Raw genomic sequence first — 20023 nt, 5'->3', positions numbered from 1 at the left:
TTATTTCTTTTTTGGTTTAAGTGTTTGACGTTATTTATTGACGTTTATGCCAACGCTTAATTTTTCATAACAGGATAAGATTGTTAGTTAAAGAATATTTCTGATATTGTAGAGTTAAGATTAAAATTAGCGCTAACCAATATGAATCAAAATTTCCTCAGCTCAGGCAAACTAACTCCACTTGTCTTTTTGCTTTTATTTGCAATGAATGCTTTCGCGCAGAAAATCCTGGTAAAAGATTTAACTGTTGAGCATTTAGTAAATCCTTTTAGTATTGATAATCACAACCCCAGATTCAGCTGGAAAATAATTTCGGATATAAAAAATACCCAACAGCGCAGTTATGAAGTCAAACTGGGTAACTCGCCTAAAATAGAAAAGGTGTTATGGAAAACTACAGTAGATAATGATCAATCGGTGCTTGTGAATTATGACGGACCTCAACTATCTTCAAAAACCAAATATTACTGGCAGGTTAGGGTAAAAGATAATCATGGAAATACTTCTGCATGGTCGCCGGTACAATATTTTCAAACGGGTTTAAAACCTGAAGATTGGCAGGCGAAATGGATTGCAGTAGCCGGAAAAGACACTTCATTAGCGAGCCCACTGTTCAGAAAAGAAATTAATCTCAAAAAACAAGTCAGATCTGCATTGGCTTATATTACCGCCAAAGGTTTGTATGAGGCCAATATTAATGGCAGCCGCGTGGGTAATGCTTATTTTGCACCAGGCTGGACCAGTTATAAAGATCATATTCAATATCAGGTTTATGATGTTAAGCAATCGCTTAAGAAAGGTGCCAATGTAATTGGCGTTATGTTAGGCGATGGCTGGTACAAAGGGCGTATCGGATTTGGTAATCAAAAACAATTTTATGGCGATACCAGGGCGTTGTTAATGCAGCTGGAAGTAGAATATACTGACGGAAGTAAAGAAACCATTGTAACTGATAACAACTGGAAAACAAGTTATGGACCGATATTGGCCGCTAATATTTATGATGGAGAAACCTACGACTCCCGACTTGAACGCCAGGGCTGGAATAATGTTGGCTATAAAGAAAACACGAACTGGAAACCAGTGCAGGAACTGGCCTATGGTCCGGAAAAGCTGGTTGGAATGAGCGGACCACAGGTAACCAAACATGAAGAATTTAAAGCCTTAAAAATATTTAAAACACCAAAAGGCGAAACTGTTGTAGATTTTGGTCAGAATTTAGTGGGGTGGGTAATGTTGAAAGCAAAGGGGCCAGCTGGTACAAAAATATCCATCAGCCATGCCGAAGTATTAACCAAAGAAGGAAATTTTTATACGACTAATCTAAGAACAGCCAAACAGCAGAACAATTATATTTTAAAAGGTGAAACTGAGCAGTTATTCGAACCACATTTTTCTTTTCAGGGCTTTAGATATGTCAAAATAGATGGATACCCTGGCGAATTAAAATTGGATAACCTTACTGCGGTAGCGGTTTATTCTGACATGAAAACCAGTGGGAAATTCAGTACCTCCAATCCATTACTAAATCAATTGCAGCATAACATTAGCTGGGGGCAGAAGGGGAATTTTGTTGATGTGCCAACAGATTGTCCGCAAAGAGATGAGCGTTTAGGCTGGACGGGAGATGCCCAGGCATTTGCCTTAACTGCAGCTTATAATATGGATGTATCGGGCTTTTTTACCAAATGGCTGAAAGATGTTTCTGCAGATCAGCTCCCAAATGGTAGTGTTCCTTTTGTAATACCAAATGTACTGAACCAAAATGATGCAGGTTCTGCAGGCTGGGCCGATGTGGCTACCATTGTGCCCTGGGATATGTATGTATCATACGGAGACAAAGGCATATTGGAAACGCAATACAATAGCATGAAAAAGTGGGTTGATTATATTTCTTCAGTGGCAAAAAATAACCTTTGGAATACGGGTTTCCACTTTGGCGATTGGTTGTTCTACCGGCCTAATGATGATAATGACGGCCGTGCCGCAGTGACCGATAAGTATATGATTGCCCAGACGTTTTATGCACACTCCACCCAGTTGCTGATCAACGCCGCAAATGTATTGGGCAAAACAGACGATGTAAGGAAATACAATTCGCTTTTGGCGCAGATTAAAGCGGCTTACATCAAAGAAAATATGACGCCAAACGGCAAACTGATTTCTAATACCCAAACGGCATATGTTTTAGCCTTGCAATTTGATATGCTGCCTGAAAACTTACGTGCGCAGGCTGCACAAAGACTGGTAGATAATGTAAAAGATTACGGAAACCACCTCACTACTGGTTTTTTAGGTACTCCATACCTTTGCCACGTATTAAGCCGTTTTGGGCATGAAGATGTAGCTTACGACTTGTTGCTGCAAGAAAGCTATCCTTCATGGTTATATCCCGTTAAAATGGGAGCAACGACTATATGGGAGCGCTGGGATGGTATTAAACAGGATGGCTCATTTCAAACCGCAGATATGAATTCTTTTAACCATTATGCTTATGGCGCTATTGGCGATTGGATGTATAAAAACATAGCAGGTATTAACCCGGTTGTTGCAAAGCCAGGTTATAAAGCCATTTTAATTGCGCCAAGACCTGGTGGTAAATTAACCAGTGCTTCGGCAGAGCTGGAAACCGTTTATGGTAAAGTTAAATCTTCATGGACAATTTCTGGAGGTATTTTTAAGCTGGATGTAACTGTACCGGCCAATGCTACTGCAACCGTTGTAATGCCTGGTACTGGCAAAAGAGATGAAATTGGTTCTGGCAGTTACCATTTTGAAAGTAAATATTAATCGCTAATATTGCAGCGTTTGACAGGCCACGAAGGGTCGTCATTGCGAGAAGGCTTTTTCAGCCGACGTACCTCCCCGCAATGACGAGTTTTCTATTTAAGTCTGTCAATGGCAATGCAGTCGAGATGGCGGTGCTTTAGGCTTAAAATAATACATGTACAGTAAAGAAGAATCGGCTCGTTTGCGCCAACAGTTTTGGATTAGTTTTGGGCAATATATGAAACCTGTTCCATCAGCCAGCGGTTCTACGGTAAACTGGACGAACTATAAAACTGGCGTGAAGAACATTTTCTTTAAAATGGATGTTGATGGTAAGAAGGCATTTATCAGCATTCAGCTGTCGCATCCTGATCCGGATATCAGGCATCTTATTTTCGAACAGTTTGAAGAATTTAAACTCCTGTTTACCAATACGGTGGGCGAAGAATGGAACTGGATTAAGGATGCAACCGACGACTTCGGTAAAACGGTATCGCAGATTTCCGTCAGTATTAACGAAGTGAGTATTTTTAATCAGCAACATTGGCCGGCATTAATTTCCTTTTTTAAACCAAGAATAATTGCCCTGGATGAATTTTGGGATAATGTAAAGCCTGTTTTCGAAGATTTGGTTTAATCGGTAAGGTTTAGCTGGGCAATTCTATCCTTTGAAAATTTAATTTCTTCTTTATAATCTGCTAAACTTGGCTTGCTTTTTAAATATAGGTGATAATATTTAAGTGCATTTTTACCCTGTTTCAAACGGGTGTCGTAAAAAACAGCCAAACGATAATACAATGTTGCAGTTGATTTAAATTGCAAGCCTTTTTTATAGGCTGCAATTGCCAGGGCCAACTGGTTATTTTCCTCGTAAACCAATCCTAATAAAGAATAATAACTGGATATATTCGGGGAAATGGCCTCGTCTATGGTTTTTTTGGTATAGATAGTTGTCTGAGGATAATCTTTTAAAGCCCGATAACTAAGTGATGTATAATAAAGGGTAGCTTCGTTCTCCATCCCCACAGCTTCCAATTGTTTAAAAAGTACTATTGCTTTTGGATACTTTTTAGTATAATAATAGGCCTTTGCCACATCTTTTATTACCCCGGCATCTGCACCATCTTTCAATAATTTCTCGCCTGATGCAATCACTTCATTATATTTTTTAAGCTGGTTGGCAATAGGCAGTTTCGCTCTCTGCAGCACCAGGTTATCGCTATCTCCCTTAATGGCAATATCGAGTACACGATAAGCTTTTTCGTATTGTTGAAAAGTAGAGTGGAGCTCAGCCAGGTCGGTCGCCACATCGCCCTCCAATGGGTTAAGCAAATTGGCTTTTAACAGGTAGATGAGTTTGAGCGAATCATTTTTCGGAGAATTGTATAAATTGGCCAACAGCTTATACACATTAAAGTTATTACTGTCTATTTTAACAATTTCACTATAATACAGTTTGGCCTTTTCAGTATTGCCCCTTTTGATGTTAATATTACCAAGGCTAAAAAGAATAGGTAAACTCTGTGGCTGTAGTGTGTAGGCCTTGCTGTAAAATTTTTCGGCTTCTATCATATTGCCTGCCATTAAAAAACAATAGCCGATTTGACTGAGCATTTTAAAATCATTTACTTCTTCTCCATAAATGCCTTTAAGGTATTGGGCAGCATCGGCATAACGCTGGGTTTGATAAAGATCGAAGAGTTTCTCTTTATCTACAGTTTTTGCATCTTGTGCATAACTTGCTAAAGTTAAAATAAATAGAACCAATAAAATAAGAGGGCTTTTCATGACAGGTGAATTTTAAACTAATTTATTAGTTATTTTTGATACTTCCAAATCTGTGAATTAAAAGATTGATGAAACAAAACAAAAACAGTACGAAGGGGTTTATTAGGAATAGTTTAACTAAAAATAAGAACCTATGAATACTTTAAAGAAGTTTGAATTAATGGAAAAGATTGTGCGTGAATTGGAAGATTTACAAAATTCTAAACAGGCACTTATTCAGAAAATTGCTAAAATTGAAGTAGATAATATCGAATTGGGCGACAGTCGTCTGGAAAAAGATTTACCGGATATTCATCAAAATTTAGCTGATAACTTAGATACTATCTCAGGAATTTTAGATTACTTTGCAGGTAAAACACAAAACTTTGGTGATAAAAACAATGTTGATGCTTTAAAAGAACAGGAAGCCATTAACAATGCCACCAGCTAATATTTAACCGCATATGAAATATTTATCTTTAACCATTGCCTTTTTGCTGGTTGGCTTATTTGCCAGCGCACAGGTACTACCGTCATTCCAGCTGGGTGTTAAAGCTGGTGCAAATTTTTCGAAATTTGATAGTGAAAACACTTTCAACAGTAATAACCGCACTGGTTTTTATGGCGGCCTTTGGGCCAGGGTAGGTGCTGCAGGCGTTTATTTCCAACCCGAACTTTACGTATCAGGAAAAAAAGCAGATTTGGTAAGTGATGCAACAGGAGAGGTAAATAAAGTGCGTTTTACGAGTTTGGATGTACCTTTATTGGTAGGCACAAAATTTGGTGCCGCTGGTGTAGGACTTCGTTTAAACACCGGACCAATGTTCTCATTGATATTGGACGAAAACCAAAGTTTTGGTCAGGCAGCAGGAAACGTTTTCCGTGCCGACTTTAAAAACCAGGCTTTAGCCTGGCAGTTTGGAGCAGGCTTAGACCTTAAAAAACTAAGCTTTGATGCACGTTATGAACTCGGCCTATCAAAGATTAACAAATCTGGTTATCCAGGTACTAAGCTTAATTTATTTACAGTTGGTTTAGGTTATAGGATTTTGTAATAAAAATCAATTAAAACAGAAAGGTGTTCATTTTTAATGAACACCTTTTTTTATGCTTAAGATTTTGTTTTCGAAGATTAATTTGTTTTTTTTAAATAGTTCTCTATATTTGTATCGCTAACGATATAATCGTTTGCGATACAAATTAAATTAAGATATATGAAAACGTTATATGAAACAAGCGCTACAGTAACTGGCGGACGTAATGGAAAAATAACAAGTGAAAATGGTGTTTTAGAACTTGAAGTGAGAATGCCAAAAGAACTGGGCGGTACTGGCGATGGGTTTACCAATCCAGAACAGCTTTTTGCTGCGGGTTATGCAGCTTGCTTTGATAGTGCATTAAACCTGGTGATGCATCAGGATAAGGTTAAACCTGAACAGCCATCTTCGGTTAAAGCGAATGTATCGCTACATGCTAATGAAAAAGGTGGCTTCAAATTAGGCGTATCTTTACAAGTGCACATCCCTGGAATAGAGACCACGCAGGCTCAACAACTGGTAGAGAAAGCACATGCGATATGTCCATACTCAAATGCGACACGTGGTAATATTGATGTTAAATTGGAAGTGATTTAATTATTGAATTCATCGGGAAATGATAGGTAGGTGGGGCGTCATTTTGACCGCAGCGGAGAAATCTTTATAATAGCTTAAAGATTTCTCTGCTCTGTTCCATCTAAATTAACCAATCTTTGTATTCAACAGTAAGTTTCGGAGAAAATGATTTACTTAGCTGAATATTTTTATTGTTAAAGAAAAACAGTGCGATGGAAAGAGATGAGTCTTTAAAACTGGAAAATCAGTTGTGTTTTCCGCTTTATGCTGCTTCGAGGTTAGTAACCAGATGTTATCAGCCTGTGTTAGATATCTTGGGCATCACCTATCCGCAATATCTGGTTTTAATGGTGTTGTGGGAAAATGATTCCGTTAATTTAAGCCTGCTTTCTGAGAAATTAATGCTGCAATCGAATACCTTAACCCCACTGCTTAAGCGGATGCAGGAAACTGGTCTTGTAGCGCGAGTGAGATCGTTAAAAGATGAGAGAAGCATCGTCATATCACTTACAGAAAAGGGAAAGGCATTAAAAGAAAAAGCACCAGCTTTACGTGCTCAGCTTGGAGAACAGCTAGGGATAAGCCCTGAAGAAATTATCCAGTTAAAAAGCCTGCTTGATAAATTGATCCAAAACCTGGCTGTATAACGCCAGTTAGTCTTCTTCTTTTTCCTGTTCAACTTCGGTCAGCTCATAAGCAAAAGACCCGTTTTTTGGTACAATAGGGGTGGCGCGTCCAACGCTCAATGCTTTTATAAATGAAGCGCCAAAATAGAATATCAATGAAGAGTAAAATACAAAAAGCATAATAACGATAATGGATCCTGCTGATCCATAAATGTTGCTGATATTACTCAACGGCAATAAAATTCTTAAAATGTATTTTCCGGCAGTAAACAGGCATCCGGTTAACAAGCCTCCTGAAATGGCTGCCCGCCAGGTAGGGCGACCATTGGTTAAATACCTGAAAAGTATGGTAAACCAGGTGGTTACGATGATTACAAAAACGAATTGATTAATAATCGAAGTTAAAATTAACCCAAAAGAAGGGGATCCGTTTTTTAGAAAAGCACCTATGTAGGCCTGCACACTATCGGCCAGTAGACCTATAAAAAATAATATGCCAGCCAATAAAATAATGGTAACAGATATTGCTCTTGATTTAAGGGTACTAATAATTCCTTTTTTATCTTTCTGGCCAATATTCCAGATTTGTTCTAAAGAGTTTTTAATCACATTAAACAATGTGGTGGCTACAAAAAGAAAAAAGATAAAACTAAACAAAGTAACATACCAGGCTTGATCGATCCCCCGGATGTTTCTTAAGGTAGTTCTGATCTGCTGGATACTTTCATGATCAAGAATATTCGCCAATCGTTCAAACAGGTGCGTAGCCAACAACCTTCGATCGGTAAACATGCCGAAAAGCCTAATCAGGATGATTAATATTGGAGGTAAGGCGAAATTGGTAAAAAAAGCAGTCGCACCGGCCAAACGTAAAGGATCATTCTGCTGAAATAAATTAAATGCTTTTCTTATGGTCGAGAAAAAAAACTTCAGATCTGGTATTATCGATGGCATTACTCCTGCGTTAAACTCAAAGGGCCGAAAATAGTAAAAATACTTTATTCAGCCTTTTTATGATTGTAAAGATTCTAGTTCGTTTTAGTAAAAACCATTATGGTTTTATCGCCATTTAACAAATGTAGCTTATTGTCTGCTATTTTAGCACCATTAACCTGGTTAAGGGCATGTAAGTAGGCACGTTCAGCAGCATCAGTTTCCTGGCAAAACATTTTTGTGCTAAAAACATTTTTAACGGTTATTGTACGATCAGCAATTTCTGCTTGTCCGCCATAATTGTTGCAGAATGATTTTCCGCTGATTTTAAGGCTGTCAGCAAAGTTTAGGGTTGCTTTTGCGGTTAAAGGCAAAGTTAACCCAGGCAGCGAGGTTAATTCCCATTTGGTATTGGTAAAATTTGCCGGATCTAATTTTTCTTTGCAAGAACTGAATAATAAGATCAATATTCCACAGTAGATAAGATTTTTCATAACAAAAGGTTTATATAATTTTCTTTTTATCATCAAAAACTAAACCAATAAAGGTAAATCCGCTATTGATAAAGCTAAACTGACTTTTCAATCTTCATCCAGTGGTGTTTTTTACCATGGTAATCGAAAATGGAGATCCGTTTTAGTCCCACTTTTTCCAGCACATGGATAGACCCAAGGTTATGAATATCTGCAATACCAATTAGCTCATTCAATTTGAGTTCATTAAAACCATAGTCTCGCGCTGCTATTGCAGTTTCTGTAGCATAACCTTTTCCCCAAATCGTTTACTAAACCGGTAACCCAGATCGTAATAATTAACATGGTTGTTGGTGGTTTCTCTTATAAGTTTTAAACCAGACCAACCCACAAAATTACCTGTTGCTTTTTCGATAACAGCCCATCTGCCAATGCCATTTTTAGTATATTGTGCGCTGATAAATTCAATTTCGGCTATACTTTGCTCAATAGACTTTACAGGCCTGTTGCCAAGATAAAGATGCACCTCGGGGTCGCGGTCCATTTCAAACATGCCCTCCGCATCAGTAGGCATTAATTCGCGTAAAATTAAGCGTTCAGTTTCAGCAAAAATCTCCATTGTCAGATCAGGATTTGTTTTTGTGTTGATACATCCTGCTTTTAAAAATCAGCAAAAATATTGAAATTCTATATTTTCTTTCATGATCAAAAAGTATGCACTTAAATCCGTCAGAAACCACATCAGTCGACCATTTTGCAAGCATACCTTGTTCCATCATGCACTTCACTTATATTTTATGGTCAGTTTATACCATCAAAACCATAATACCGGCAAGTTGTAAAAAAAAAATTGCCTGTTCTAAAAAAAAAAGATTTCATTTAATTAGCTTTGAAATGTATCCGAAAAAATATTCCTCTTAAGCAGGAAACTTTTATACTTTGTCAATGATCAGGACTTTCCTATTTTTTATATTTCTTTTTGCTTCAGTAAATGTTATTCAGGCTCAAGAGAGCTTTATTGGAGATATCAACTATCAACTGCTAGAAAAATACGTTGATCTGGCCTTGAAAAATTATCCAAAGCGAAAAATGTATAAAGCTAGTGAACTTAGTGCGAAGGCAAAAATCGGCGTTGCAAAGGCAACTTACCTGGATGCATTTACTGCTTCTTATAATTACAGCCCTAACAATGCGGCCAGGTACAATACTGCAAATCCTTACACGCTAAATGGTATACAGTTAGGAATTTATTTTAACCTCGGCATCCTATTCCGCACACCGTCACTGGTACGACAGGCTAAAGAAGAACATAATGAGAAGTTTTACCAGGCCCAGGAATATGATATCCTGCTAAAGTCTGAAGTTAAGAAAACCTATTTCGAATACCTTCGAGAGAATGCCGATTTACGGGTTAAAGCCAAAACCTATATCGATAATAAGGCCGCCAGCGATGGCCTGCGATATAAATTCGAAAAAGGAGAGGTGAGCTTGGATGATTACACCAAGGCCAAAACCTTAACCTCCTATGCTAATTCTGAAAGGCTGCTGGCAGAACTTAATCTTTTAAAAGCTAAAGAAGAGTTGGAAGCACTGATTGGTGAAGAATTGAAAAACGTGAAATAATACAAAATGAATATACAGAGATCCTTAGAAACCGTAAACAGATACAAGTGGATTATCATCGTTATCTTCATTTTAACTGTGGTTGTTGGTTTTTTCGTGCTGAGAAACCTGCCAAAAGACTATAAATCTGAAGCCAAACTTTCAACTGGTTTGCTAGATCCGTCCAGACAGCTGGCACCAGATGGAGCAAGTTATACCGGGCCAGATATCATCATTAAACTCAATCAGCAGTTTTCAACAATTATGGACATCATGAGGATGCCCAAGAATATCAGTTTGCTTTCGTACCGTTTGATTTTGCACGACCTGAAAGATCAAAAAACCTCGTTTAAACCCTGGAGTGCTGAAATGAAAGCGCTAACCGATACACAGCGGCAGGAAGCGATTGCACAGTTTGAAACCCGGTTAAACCAAAAACAGGTACTTACACCGCTGGATAATGGAAAGCTAAAACTTTACCAGCTGGTTACTTCAATGGGTTATGATGAAAAGAGCCTCAATAAAAAGCTGGATATTAACCACGAGCAAAATAGCGACTTTATCTCAGTAGCCTATACCTCTAACAATACGCTGCTTTCGGTTTTTGTGGTCAATACACTCTCTAAAGATTTTATTAACAACTATAGTCTGGAGCAGATTCTGAATAAAAATACAGCCATTGTAGTGCTTGATTCCCTTTTGAAAAAGAAAGAGGCTATAATGAACGATAGGATAAACCAGTTAAAAGACTACAAAATCCGTAACGGTGTATTGAACCTCGATAAACAATCGCAGATTGTTTACCAGCAAATTACCGATAATGAGAACAGGAGGAATCAGGCCCTGATCGACAAGCAGGCAGCCCAGGCGGCGTTAAAGAGTGTAAATGATAAATTGGCGAGCAGAACAAGCGATAAATACCTGGGGGCAGAAGTGATTGAAGATAACCGGGCCATTATCACTTTAAAGAATAGCGTTCAGGCTGCCGAAGACAATTATTTGCATAACGGTTACAGGCCTGCTGATAAGAAAACAGTAGACTCTTTGCAGGCTTTGCTGAGTTCAAGGTTACTCAGATCTAATGATCAGTATGTAAGTGATCCGCTTATAGCCAAACAGAGTCTTGTTCAGCGTCGTATTTCGCTTGGAATCGAAGTTGACAAAGCTACCGCTGGAATAAACGATATTGATAAGGAACTGGCCAAACTGAATGCTAAATTTACCGGGATGGTACCTTTTGATGCGGGCGTACAAGATCATGAACGCAATGCGGATGTAGCGACAAAAGAATACCTCGAAATTTTAGCCCGTTATAACCAAACCAGCCTTGATAAAAACATCGGTTTACGCCTGCAACTTGTACAGGAAGGAATACCTACGCTTCCTGAATCGTCAAAAAAACTGATATACATTGCGCTGAGTGCTATTGCCAGTTTCGCAATCTGCTTTTGTACCTTATTTCTGATATCTGTTTTAGACCGCTCGGTTAATAATGGTGCAGAACTGAAGTCGGCTTTAAACGCAAATATTATTGGTGAGCTGGGTTATATCGGGCCCGATAACGAAAGCATAGCTAAGCTATGGTCAGAACAGGATTCCGGAAGCGAATCTGTGGCTTTTAAGAATCAATTACGCTCCTTACGTTTTGAGCTCGATAATAAGTTTTTCAATGATAACCAAAAAGTATTTGGAATTACCGGCTTTGGTTCAGCTTCAACCCAGGCATTTACCATATTAAATTTAGCATATGCCTTTGGGCAAATGAATAAAAAAGTATTATTGATTGGGAACCAGGAGGTAGCCTTAGCTTTGCAAAAATTAAACATGCCTGTAGATCAATCTATAAGAGCTGTGTTGCAGGGGGCCAATGTTACCCAAAGCGAACCTTTTTCATTCGTTAAAAATGATCTCGACGGCCAGTCGCTACTTGAAATAAAAGACCGGAAGGCACTTTCGGAAATTTTTGGTACAATGAGGGATCGATTCGATTTAATCATTGTGACCCTCGATCCGCTGGGTGACGGTGCCGGGAACCGCGAATGGATGTCGCTTATTGAGCTATATACTGCAATATTTGTAGCCGGATCAACACTGCGTGATAAGGAGAAAGTAGTACTTGCCTCATTAAATGAGGATGAAAAGTTTGCCGGCTGGATAATTAGCGGAGTAAAATAAAGATTGGCAGCCACTATGCTTAAAAAATTAAATGCATATATCGTTGACCACAAGAAAAAGATTATTTTTTTTATGGTTTCCACGTGCCTTTCGGTTCTGGTAGCCGGGTCTACCTATTCGTTTGGGATTTTGGGACCATTACTGGTATTGGCTTTCGCTGCGCTGGGTATATTTTTGGTTGCACTTTTCCATAATCCACGCACAGGTTTTTGGGTGTATTTAACCTATTGCTTTATCCTTGGCTTTTTGGTCAAATCATTTTTAAATATTCCCGTTGGTCTTGCACTCGATGCAATATTAATACTTACCTGGGTAAGCGTACTGGTTAATATGAAGAGATTTGACTGGGACAAACTTAAAAATGAACATGTTATAATTGCGCTTGTTTGGTTTGTGATTAGTTTTTTGCAGCTCTTAAACCCCTATGGAGGTAGTGTTACAGCATGGTTTAACGAGTTAAGGTTTGCCGCTTTAAGCTGGCTGCTTGTTGCGCCGTTTGTATTTCTTTTGTTTAACCGAATAGCCGATTTGAACAGATTTATCCTGTCAGTACTGCTGCTTTCTTTTGTGGCTACTTTGTATGGTATGAAGCAATTGTACATAGGACTTTCGCCAGGCGAACAAACATGGCTAAATGCTGGTAATGCAGGTACACATATTATTAATGGTAAACTCCGGGTATTTTCCATGTATTCAGATGCTGGGCAATTTGGTGCCTCACAGGCAATTATGGCTGTTATTGCTTTAACCTTGGCTGCCGGACCTTTCAGCTTCATGAAAAAAATAATCTTTGCTCTTTTTGCCCTGGTTTTCCTTTATGGTATGGCTATATCCGGTACAAGGGGTGCTTTGTTTGCTTTGGCTGCCGGACTTTTTTCTGCACTTTTTTTAAGCAAAAATTTCAAAGTATTAATTGTAGGAGTAATATGCTGTGCAGTAAGCTTTAGTGTGTTAAAATATACTACCATCGGAGATCATATCTTTCAGGTTAACCGGCTTCGGAGCGCACTGAATCCAAACGATGCCTCACTGGCGGTTAGGCTGGACAACCAGCATAAACTACAAATTCTGCTCGACAATTTACCCTTTGGCGCCGGACTGGGCATGAGTGGGATGAATGGCACAACCTATAATTCGGATCGGCCTATAGCCAATATTCCACCAGATAGTTATTGGGTGAAGGTTTGGGTAATGTATGGCGTGGCGGGACTGGTTGTCTGGTTTGCCCTTACCAGTTATATTATCGGAAAATGTAGCGGGATTGCCTGGAAAATCCGCGATCCGAAGTTAAGGGTAAAAATGATTGCCCTTACGGCCGGCACGGTAGCTTGTTTTATTTGCAGTTATGGTAACGAAGTAATGAATGGGATGCCCTCATCGGTAATTATGTTTATGTCGTGGTCGTTCATTTTTATCGCACCAGGACTTGATCAACAAATGCAAGGAGAATCGGATGGAGCTAATATATAACATTTTACACTTGCTATTGTGGGTTATGGCCGTTTACCTGTCATTTAATTGCCTGTACCTGGCATTTTTTGCCCTTGCCGGACTTTTCCCTTTGGCCCGCGCAAAAAAATATGTCACTGGATATAAAAAAATGGTCGTGTTATTTCCTACCTATCATGCAGATGAAGTGATTATTGAAAGTGTACGTACCGCTATTGTACATGATTATAAAGGGGAGTTTGAAATTGTAGTCATTGCTGATGGACTAATGCCGCAAACCAACCAAATACTCAGGCAGACAGGCGCAGAGGTAATTGAAGTTTTTTTCGAGAAAAGTACTAAAGGCAAGGCACTGTTGCATGCTATGGATAACCTTAAAGACCGTGGTTTCGATATCGCTCTCGTGCTTGACGTAGATAATATAATGGGCTCCGACTGTCTGAACGCAGTAAATAGTGCATTTCAGCAAGGATATAAAGCTATCCAACTCCACCGCACGGCTAAGAACCTCAATACCAGCTTTGCTTTTCTGGATGCTTGCAATGAAGAAGTCAATAATCACATATACCGCAAGGGACAAGCAGTACTGGGACTTTCTCCTGCACTTATCGGCTCTGGAATGGCCTTTGATTACACCTATTTTCATTCACTGTTAAAAAATGTTGGCGATACGGTTGGTGAAGATAAAAAAATGGATTTCCTGATTGCTGGCGACAGGGTGAAAGTAGCCTACCTAAACGACATTTTTGTTTACGACGAAAAAGTGAGCAATGCCCATGTATTTACCACTCAACGAACTCGTTGGATAGCATCGCAAATTGAGTTCTTACGTACCTATACCACAAAGGGCATAAAAGAACTGTTCAAAGGGAATATAGAGTTTTTTAATAAAACCGTCCAAACCATGCTAATGCCTCGCATGTTACTACTGGGTTTGCTTTTTGTCATGGCACTTCAATCGTTTTTTAATCCTTTGGGGCCAGAAAAAGGATTATGGCTAACATTGTTTACCAGCATCTGTGTCACATTGCTAATTTCGGTTCCACGGCGGTTTTATATAGACAAAAGGCTCTATTTTGCCATCTGGCAGATCCCAAGAGCGATGATTGGTATGGTTATCGCCTTATTTAGCATCGGAAAGGTCAAAAAATCCAATTTAGCAACACCTCACCATAACACCAGCACCATAGACAACAAAACTTAAGTTATGCCAATATTATTACTGATTATTACCGGTACAATTGCCGGCATTTTTGGGTTTATCAGAGGGATAAGGACTTCAAAGCAAAAAAGATAACTAATGGCTATTCTAAATAACAGGGATATTATTATCGTAGGGCAACAGTCCTGGGATACGCCCATTGGCAGCAACTGTAAAGATTTAGCGCTTGAGTTTAGCAAAAATAATCGTGTTTTATATGTTAATGCGCCGTTGGATCGAAAAACCAGCCTTTTGCAACGTGATACCGAGAGTGTAAAAAAAAGGTTGCGCATTATTGCTGGTCAGGAAGAAGCGCTAACCGAAGTGGCTGAAAATTTTTGGGTTTATGATCCAACCGTTTTGATAGAATCAGTAAACTGGATCAGATTTAGTATACTATTTAGGTGGTTAAATAAAATTAACAATAGGAGGTTCTCCAGATCCATTCAGGATGCAGTTAAACAGCTTGATTTTAAAAACTTTATTCTGTTTAACGATAATGATATTTTCAGAAGCTTTCATTTAAAAGAGTTTTTAAAACCCGCCGTAAGCGTTTACTATTCGAGGGATAATGTTGTGGCTACGCCCTATTGGAAACGCCATGGCAGTTACCTGGAACCCGAATTGATTGCCAAAAGTGACCTATGCGTAGCCAATTCTGTTTATCTGGCAGGTTATTGCCGTAAATATAATCCCAACTCTTTTTATGTTGGGCAGGGTTGCGATTTACAACTTTTTAATGATGGCGGGGCTTTGGAGATTCCCATGGATCTTTCTGTGATAAAAAAACCGGTTTTAGGATACATTGGCGCACTGTTATCGATACGGCTCGACGAGAATATCCTGCTTCATCTCGCAAGAGAAAGACCAAACTGGAATATTGTACTGGTAGGGCCGGAAGATGAAGATTTTAAGAGGAGCGAGCTCCACAAACTAAGTAATGTATATTTTCTGGGACCTAAAAAGCCCGAAGATTTGGCCGCTTACATTAAGGGTTTCGATATTTGTCTTAATCCGCAAGTTATTAATCCGCTTACCATTGGTAACTATCCCCGCAAAATTGATGAATATCTGGCTATGGGCAAACCCACCCTGGCTACCAAAACCGAGGCGATGGATATCTTTGCAGATTATGTTTATCTGGCCGAGACGAAAGAAGACTATCTGCACTTAGCCGAAAAAGCCCTGGCAGAGGATAGTCTGGCACTGGCCCGGGAACGCATTGGCTTTGCGGCTACTCATACCTGGGAGGCCAACACACGCGAGATTTACAAAGCTATAAATGCTGTTGAAGGTAGTTTGAGTGCCAGAACTTTATAAAAACAGACAGTTCACATCAAAAAGTTGTAAATATTTAGGTAAACTATGCCATTAACTTCCATTATCACGGTTAATTTCCATCAAACAGGCGTAACCATAGCCTTGCTCGAGTCTGTAGGCAGGTGTTATAGTGCCAGCGATGTTGAGGTGATATTGGTAGATAATGGCGCCGCTCATGATCAGGCAGATTTATTTAGGCCTTATTTTGAGAACCTGAAATATATCCGCTCAGTGCAAAACCTGGGCTTTGCCGGCGGAAATAACCTAGGTATCAGACAGGCCAAAGGCGATTATATCCTGCTGTTAAATAACGACACTGAAATACCTGCCGGTTGCCTGGAGACGATGCAGGCAGAGCTAGACGCCAATGAAAAAATAGGATTGCTATCACCATTATTGCTTTACTTCGATCAAAAAGATCTGGTACAGTATGCCGGTTTTACCCCTTTAAATTATATAACAGGCAGGAATGAAAATATTGGTGCATTTGAGCACGATTATGGTCAGTTTAACAAAAGTTATGCAACAGGCTTTTGCCATGGGGCAGCAGTTATGTGCCGCAGAACAGACTTAGACAAAGCCGGACTGATGGACGAAAATTATTTTCTGTACTACGAGGAACTCGATTGGTGTGAAAAATTTAAACGGATAGGTAAAGAAATTTGGTTTACCGGTAAAACGAGCGTATATCATAAAGAATCGGTAAGTGTAGGGAAGGAGAGTCCGCTTAAGGTTTACTTCATGACCAGAAACCGAATGCTGTTTATCAGGAAAAATACAGGTTTTATCACTACTATTTTATTCGCCTTATACTATACATTTATCGCCTGCCCAAAAGCAATATTCAGTTATCTTCTGAAGGGACAGAAGAAGCTGGCGAGGGCTGTGCTTAAAGGGCTTTGGTGGAATTTTGCCCATGCAAAGCATAGTAAGCATTTGGGCTGGGCATTAAAAAACTAAAAGCTCATCTTAATCTTTTCAGGCTTGCAGAAATAGCATATCTTCCCAGCAGAATAACCGATTGGAGAAAACCAATGCCTTCGCTTTCACGGAATATTCTCCACGTATAACCAATTGCCTTAAGTTTGTTAGCAGAGACAGAGTTTTGTCTAACCCGATAAAAAGCCAGTAATTGGTTAATGCCATAACCCTGTCTGCATTGTTTTAACAGCTTAAGTAAAAAAATCCAGTCTTCGTGGCCGGCAAGGCTAAACTTTAAATCGCCAATCGCACTTTTTAGCATCATTGAAGTCGAAAATATCACCACATTGTGCGCAAGCAGCGCATCATAATTTACTGTAAGTGGAACAGGAACCTGACCAGAAATGACTTCCCCATTTTCATTAATACGTTTGTAGGCACAAAATGTAAGGGGCAGGAGTTCTTTTTCCATAAAACTTACCTGTTTGCTAAGTTTGTCTTTTAGCCAGACATCATCACTATCCAGAAATGAAATATATTTACCATTTGCAGCTGCCATACCTATATTCCTGGCATTTGATACCCCTCCGTTTTCCTTGAGTGCAATAAGTTTTATGCCTTGATGCCTCATTGCAAAAGTTTCCACAATCTGGCAGGTGTTATCGCCTGAGCAGTCATCTACAATAATCATTTCCCAGTTTTTATAGTCCTGGGCAATTACAGATTCCAGTGTTTCTGTTATAAAGGCAGCTGAATTATAACATGGCGTAACAATTGATACGAGTGGTTCCAATCTTTTTCGGGTTAAGTCTTTTGGTCTGACCAAAATAGCTAAAATTTTGCGATTAATACATTTGAGTATTCATGATATTCAAATAAAACCATTACTTTAGAGCAGCTATTGATATGGATAGAAGACGCTTTGTAGTTAACCTGGTCTCCAATTTTTTTAGTGCACTTTCGGGTGTAGGTATTTCGTTCTTTCTTACCCCGTATATCGTAACGCACCTTGGAAAAGAAGCTTATGGTTTCTTCCCCCTCTCTAATAATTTTGTAATGTACGCGGGTATTATTACAACTGCTTTAAACTCCATGTCGAGCAGGTATATTACTATTAGCCTGGAAAAAAAGGACATCAAAGAGGTCAATGTCTATTTCAATTCCATCCTGTTTGGCAATATGCTCATATCGCTGGGCTTCATTGTATTAAGTGTTTTATTCTGCCTGTTTATCAATAATATTCTTGATATTCCGCCAGGTCTTTTTCATGATGTACGCCTGCTATTTGTATTTATTCTTTTTAGCCTCGTCATTAATGTCTCTTCCGCTGTATTTTCGGTTGCAGCGTTTGCTGTTAACAGGTTCGATAAGCTTGCCTATATCAATATTATATCCAATTTGTTGAAACTGGCTGCGGTTGCCTTCCTGTTTTACCTCTTTAAGCCACAGATCTACTTTTTAGGTGTGGTAACGGTATTGACTGCAATTTATATGTGTTTTGCAAATTACAGGCTGACCAAAAAACTGTTGCCGGAAGTGGTGATTGATCGTTCTTTTTTTTCGTGGAGTGCCCTTTCACTGATTGCGGGTTTCGGTATGTGGAATTCGATCATTGCCTTGTCGAACGTAATTAATACGCAGTTGGATTTGTTGATTGCCAACCACTTTTTTGGCGCTTCGGGCATGGGTTTTCTTTCGTTAACCAAGTTTATACCCAATGCCATTTACATCCTGCTGGGAATTGTTGTGCCTATATTTTTGCCCGAAATGTTAAAGGCTTACGCGCAAGAAGACATGCATAAACTTAAAAACACCTTAAATCTCTCATTTAAGGCAATTTTCATAGTGGTATTACTGCCCCTGGCCGTATTTTTTGTTTACGGAGGCGATTTTTTTAGGCTATGGTTACCCACTCAGGATTCCACTGCGCTCCATTTGCTTTCGGTTATCACATTGCTGCCCTTTATTGTTCATGGGACTGTAGAAACGGTACACCATATTTTCATCATCACAAATAAGCTAAGGATTGCATCGATCTGGGGTATTTTTATAGCTGTACTCAATTTCGTAATGGTGATATTACTTTGCCTGTACAGTAGCCTGGGAATATATGCTATACCTGTTGCCGCGGCAATAAGCGGCGTGTTTAGCCACCTCACTTTTACACCAATTTATGCCGCACACTGCCTGAATGAAAAAAGGAGTTATTTCTTTTTAAAGATTATCCGTGGGCTGGCAGGTTTTACCTTCTTAATTGCAGTTACTTATGGCTGGAGAAGGGCAGATCTGATCACTGTTAATTCTTGGTTTACTTTTATCCTGAATTGCATTTGTATCGGACTGATTTTGCTTATTATTACGCTGTTTATGCAGTTTGATCGGGTAACGCTGGTTGATGGCTATAAGAAAATCCTAAAAAAAGTAAAGTTATGATCCCGAAAATAATCCACTATTGCTGGTTTGGTAAAGGAGAGAAACCAGAACTTGTGGTCAGCTGTTTGGCTTCTTGGCAAAAATACCTGCCCGACTACCGCATTGTGGAGTGGAATGAGGAGAACTTTGATATCAACAATTACCGGTACAGTGCAGAAGCTTATCGCGAGCGTAAATTTGCTTTTGTTTCTGATGTTTGCCGCCTATTCGCATTAAAAAGCGTGGGGGGGATTTACCTCGATACAGATGTTGAGTTCCTAAAGCCACTGGATAGCGCAATGCTCCGCAATGTGGCCTTTACTGGTTTTGAAGATAACCTTTTGCTTTCTTCTGCCATTATGGGAAGTGTGCAGGGTAGCCGCTGGATTGATGATTTGCTGGCTTATTATGATAACAGGAGTTTTTATTTGCCCAATGGAAAAGCGGATACCATGCCAAATACTGAAAGCATCACTGCCTTTATGAAAGCTGATAAAGGATTACAGTTAAATAATTCATTTCAACAACTTGATGGCTATTGTAGTATTTATCCCAGCGATTTTTTTAGCCCCAAAAGTTGGAAAACCCTTAAGATAAAAATTACGGAGAATACTTATTGCATACATCATTTCGCTGCCTCATGGATATCCGGTTTGGATTATAGCTTTATGGGTAAATTGTCTAACCGGTTGTTGGGTAAAAGGGTTTCCGATTTTTTAGCTAAAATATACAGGAATCTCATTGGAGGCTAAGATTCACGGC

At 39.2% G+C, this 20023-nt stretch carries 20 protein-coding genes; 14 read left to right on the top strand and 6 right to left on the bottom strand.

Annotation, left to right across the window (positions count from 1 at the left end; all coding sequences use genetic code 11):
- Positions 1 to 141: 141 nt before the first annotated feature.
- Entirely contained in the window at positions 142 to 2790 is a 2649-nt protein-coding gene (locus OQX63_RS03405) for a glycoside hydrolase family 78 protein (protein WP_265849481.1), read from the top strand.
- Positions 2791 to 2944: 154 nt separating this feature from the next.
- Complete coding sequence (locus tag OQX63_RS03400) at positions 2945 to 3406, top strand: DUF4268 domain-containing protein (protein ID WP_265849480.1); 462 nt, start codon at positions 2945 to 2947, stop codon at positions 3404 to 3406.
- Here OQX63_RS03400 and OQX63_RS03395 read toward each other — a convergent pair.
- Complete coding sequence (locus tag OQX63_RS03395; RefSeq protein ID WP_265849479.1) at positions 3403 to 4557, bottom strand: tetratricopeptide repeat protein; 1155 nt, start codon at positions 4555 to 4557, stop codon at positions 3403 to 3405. The genes OQX63_RS03400 and OQX63_RS03395 overlap by 4 nt on opposite strands.
- Before the next feature lie 133 nt (positions 4558 to 4690).
- On the opposite strand from OQX63_RS03395, the gene OQX63_RS03390 reads away from it, so the two are divergent.
- The 4 genes from OQX63_RS03390 (at position 4691) to OQX63_RS03375 (ending at position 6796) form a co-directional block, all read left to right on the top strand.
- Positions 4691 to 4987 carry a hypothetical protein gene (locus tag OQX63_RS03390; protein ID WP_090499133.1) on the top strand — a complete coding sequence of 99 codons (297 nt, stop codon included), beginning with the start codon at positions 4691 to 4693 and terminating at the stop codon, positions 4985 to 4987.
- A gap of 13 nt (positions 4988 to 5000) precedes the next feature.
- Positions 5001 to 5591 (top strand): porin family protein, encoded by a 591-nt coding sequence (locus tag OQX63_RS03385; protein WP_265849478.1) that lies wholly within the window; start codon positions 5001 to 5003, stop codon positions 5589 to 5591.
- Positions 5592 to 5750: 159 nt separating this feature from the next.
- Complete coding sequence (locus OQX63_RS03380) at positions 5751 to 6170, top strand: organic hydroperoxide resistance protein (protein ID WP_265849477.1); 420 nt, start codon at positions 5751 to 5753, stop codon at positions 6168 to 6170.
- Positions 6171 to 6361: 191 nt separating this feature from the next.
- Positions 6362 to 6796, top strand: a complete 435-nt coding sequence (locus OQX63_RS03375) for a MarR family winged helix-turn-helix transcriptional regulator (protein WP_265849476.1) — start codon at positions 6362 to 6364, stop codon at positions 6794 to 6796.
- Positions 6797 to 6802: 6 nt separating this feature from the next.
- Here OQX63_RS03375 and OQX63_RS03370 read toward each other — a convergent pair whose 3' ends face one another.
- From OQX63_RS03370 to OQX63_RS03355, 4 genes are all read right to left on the bottom strand, one after another.
- The gene (locus OQX63_RS03370) at positions 6803 to 7729 is read right to left on the bottom strand and encodes a YihY/virulence factor BrkB family protein (RefSeq protein WP_265849475.1); all 927 of its coding nucleotides are present in this window, start codon (positions 7727 to 7729) and stop codon (positions 6803 to 6805) included.
- A gap of 74 nt (positions 7730 to 7803) precedes the next feature.
- Entirely contained in the window at positions 7804 to 8202 is a 399-nt protein-coding gene (locus tag OQX63_RS03365; RefSeq protein WP_265849474.1) for an META domain-containing protein, read from the bottom strand.
- A gap of 74 nt (positions 8203 to 8276) precedes the next feature.
- Entirely contained in the window at positions 8277 to 8453 is a 177-nt protein-coding gene (locus OQX63_RS03360; RefSeq protein ID WP_265849804.1) for a GNAT family N-acetyltransferase, read from the bottom strand.
- Complete coding sequence (locus tag OQX63_RS03355) at positions 8450 to 8800, bottom strand: GNAT family N-acetyltransferase (protein ID WP_265849473.1); 351 nt, start codon at positions 8798 to 8800, stop codon at positions 8450 to 8452. The genes OQX63_RS03360 and OQX63_RS03355 overlap by 4 nt, the downstream gene beginning before the upstream one ends.
- 326 nt (positions 8801 to 9126) lie before the next feature.
- Between OQX63_RS03355 and OQX63_RS03350 the strand changes: the two genes are divergently transcribed.
- The 6 genes from OQX63_RS03350 (at position 9127) to OQX63_RS03325 (ending at position 16888) form a co-directional block, all read left to right on the top strand.
- Complete coding sequence (locus tag OQX63_RS03350) at positions 9127 to 9804, top strand: TolC family protein (RefSeq protein ID WP_265849472.1); 678 nt, start codon at positions 9127 to 9129, stop codon at positions 9802 to 9804.
- Positions 9805 to 9810: 6 nt separating this feature from the next.
- Entirely contained in the window at positions 9811 to 11958 is a 2148-nt protein-coding gene (locus OQX63_RS03345; RefSeq protein ID WP_265849471.1) for a GumC family protein, read from the top strand.
- A 15-nt stretch (positions 11959 to 11973) separates the two neighbouring features.
- On the top strand, positions 11974 to 13428 hold the full coding sequence (locus OQX63_RS03340; protein WP_265849470.1) for an O-antigen ligase family protein: 1455 nt from the start codon (positions 11974 to 11976) through the stop codon (positions 13426 to 13428).
- Complete coding sequence (locus OQX63_RS03335) at positions 13412 to 14611, top strand: glycosyltransferase family 2 protein (RefSeq protein ID WP_265849469.1); 1200 nt, start codon at positions 13412 to 13414, stop codon at positions 14609 to 14611. Before OQX63_RS03340 ends, OQX63_RS03335 begins: the two co-directional genes overlap by 17 nt.
- 96 nt (positions 14612 to 14707) lie before the next feature.
- Positions 14708 to 15928 (top strand): glycosyltransferase, encoded by a 1221-nt coding sequence (locus OQX63_RS03330; RefSeq protein WP_265849468.1) that lies wholly within the window; start codon positions 14708 to 14710, stop codon positions 15926 to 15928.
- 45 nt (positions 15929 to 15973) lie between these two features.
- Positions 15974 to 16888, top strand: a complete 915-nt coding sequence (locus tag OQX63_RS03325; RefSeq protein ID WP_265849467.1) for a glycosyltransferase family 2 protein — start codon at positions 15974 to 15976, stop codon at positions 16886 to 16888.
- A gap of 4 nt (positions 16889 to 16892) precedes the next feature.
- On the opposite strand, the gene OQX63_RS03320 is transcribed toward OQX63_RS03325, so the two are convergent.
- Entirely contained in the window at positions 16893 to 17642 is a 750-nt protein-coding gene (locus OQX63_RS03320) for a glycosyltransferase family 2 protein (RefSeq protein WP_265849466.1), read from the bottom strand.
- A gap of 113 nt (positions 17643 to 17755) precedes the next feature.
- Here OQX63_RS03320 and OQX63_RS03315 point away from each other — a divergent pair, with 113 nt between their 5' ends.
- Together OQX63_RS03315 and OQX63_RS03310 are read left to right on the top strand one after the other, a co-directional pair.
- Positions 17756 to 19282, top strand: coding sequence for a lipopolysaccharide biosynthesis protein (locus OQX63_RS03315; RefSeq protein WP_265849465.1), 1527 nt, complete (start codon positions 17756 to 17758; stop codon positions 19280 to 19282).
- On the top strand, positions 19279 to 20013 hold the full coding sequence (locus OQX63_RS03310) for a glycosyltransferase family 32 protein (RefSeq protein ID WP_265849464.1): 735 nt from the start codon (positions 19279 to 19281) through the stop codon (positions 20011 to 20013). Before OQX63_RS03315 ends, OQX63_RS03310 begins: the two co-directional genes overlap by 4 nt.
- Positions 20014 to 20023: the final 10 nt, after the last annotated feature.

This window comes from Pedobacter sp. PF22-3 (assembly GCF_026239555.1).
GTDB lineage: Bacteria > Bacteroidota > Bacteroidia > Sphingobacteriales > Sphingobacteriaceae > Pedobacter.
This window is presented reverse-complemented; position numbering and strand designations above follow the sequence as displayed.

Bases quoted from the DNA above. Each gene is read 5' to 3' on its own strand.
- OQX63_RS03400 (WP_265849480.1), top strand. From the start codon at position 2,945: ATGTACAGTAAAGAAGAATCGGCTCGTTTGCGCCAACAGTTTTGGATT.
- OQX63_RS03315 (WP_265849465.1), top strand. From the start codon at position 17,756: ATGGATAGAAGACGCTTTGTAGTTAACCTGGTCTCCAATTTTTTTAGT.
- OQX63_RS03395 (WP_265849479.1), bottom strand. From the start codon at position 4,557: ATGAAAAGCCCTCTTATTTTATTGGTTCTATTTATTTTAACTTTAGCA.
- OQX63_RS03380 (WP_265849477.1), top strand. From the start codon at position 5,751: ATGAAAACGTTATATGAAACAAGCGCTACAGTAACTGGCGGACGTAAT.
- OQX63_RS03405 (WP_265849481.1), top strand. From the start codon at position 142: ATGAATCAAAATTTCCTCAGCTCAGGCAAACTAACTCCACTTGTCTTT.
- OQX63_RS03370 (WP_265849475.1), bottom strand. From the start codon at position 7,729: ATGCCATCGATAATACCAGATCTGAAGTTTTTTTTCTCGACCATAAGA.
- OQX63_RS03340 (WP_265849470.1), top strand. From the start codon at position 11,974: ATGCTTAAAAAATTAAATGCATATATCGTTGACCACAAGAAAAAGATT.
- OQX63_RS03365 (WP_265849474.1), bottom strand. From the start codon at position 8,202: ATGAAAAATCTTATCTACTGTGGAATATTGATCTTATTATTCAGTTCT.
- OQX63_RS03310 (WP_265849464.1), top strand. From the start codon at position 19,279: ATGATCCCGAAAATAATCCACTATTGCTGGTTTGGTAAAGGAGAGAAA.
- OQX63_RS03325 (WP_265849467.1), top strand. From the start codon at position 15,974: ATGCCATTAACTTCCATTATCACGGTTAATTTCCATCAAACAGGCGTA.
- OQX63_RS03330 (WP_265849468.1), top strand. From the start codon at position 14,708: ATGGCTATTCTAAATAACAGGGATATTATTATCGTAGGGCAACAGTCC.
- OQX63_RS03350 (WP_265849472.1), top strand. From the start codon at position 9,127: ATGATCAGGACTTTCCTATTTTTTATATTTCTTTTTGCTTCAGTAAAT.
- OQX63_RS03390 (WP_090499133.1), top strand. From the start codon at position 4,691: ATGAATACTTTAAAGAAGTTTGAATTAATGGAAAAGATTGTGCGTGAA.
- OQX63_RS03355 (WP_265849473.1), bottom strand. From the start codon at position 8,800: ATGGAGATTTTTGCTGAAACTGAACGCTTAATTTTACGCGAATTAATG.
- OQX63_RS03345 (WP_265849471.1), top strand. From the start codon at position 9,811: ATGAATATACAGAGATCCTTAGAAACCGTAAACAGATACAAGTGGATT.
- OQX63_RS03335 (WP_265849469.1), top strand. From the start codon at position 13,412: ATGGAGCTAATATATAACATTTTACACTTGCTATTGTGGGTTATGGCC.
- OQX63_RS03375 (WP_265849476.1), top strand. From the start codon at position 6,362: ATGGAAAGAGATGAGTCTTTAAAACTGGAAAATCAGTTGTGTTTTCCG.
- OQX63_RS03385 (WP_265849478.1), top strand. From the start codon at position 5,001: ATGAAATATTTATCTTTAACCATTGCCTTTTTGCTGGTTGGCTTATTT.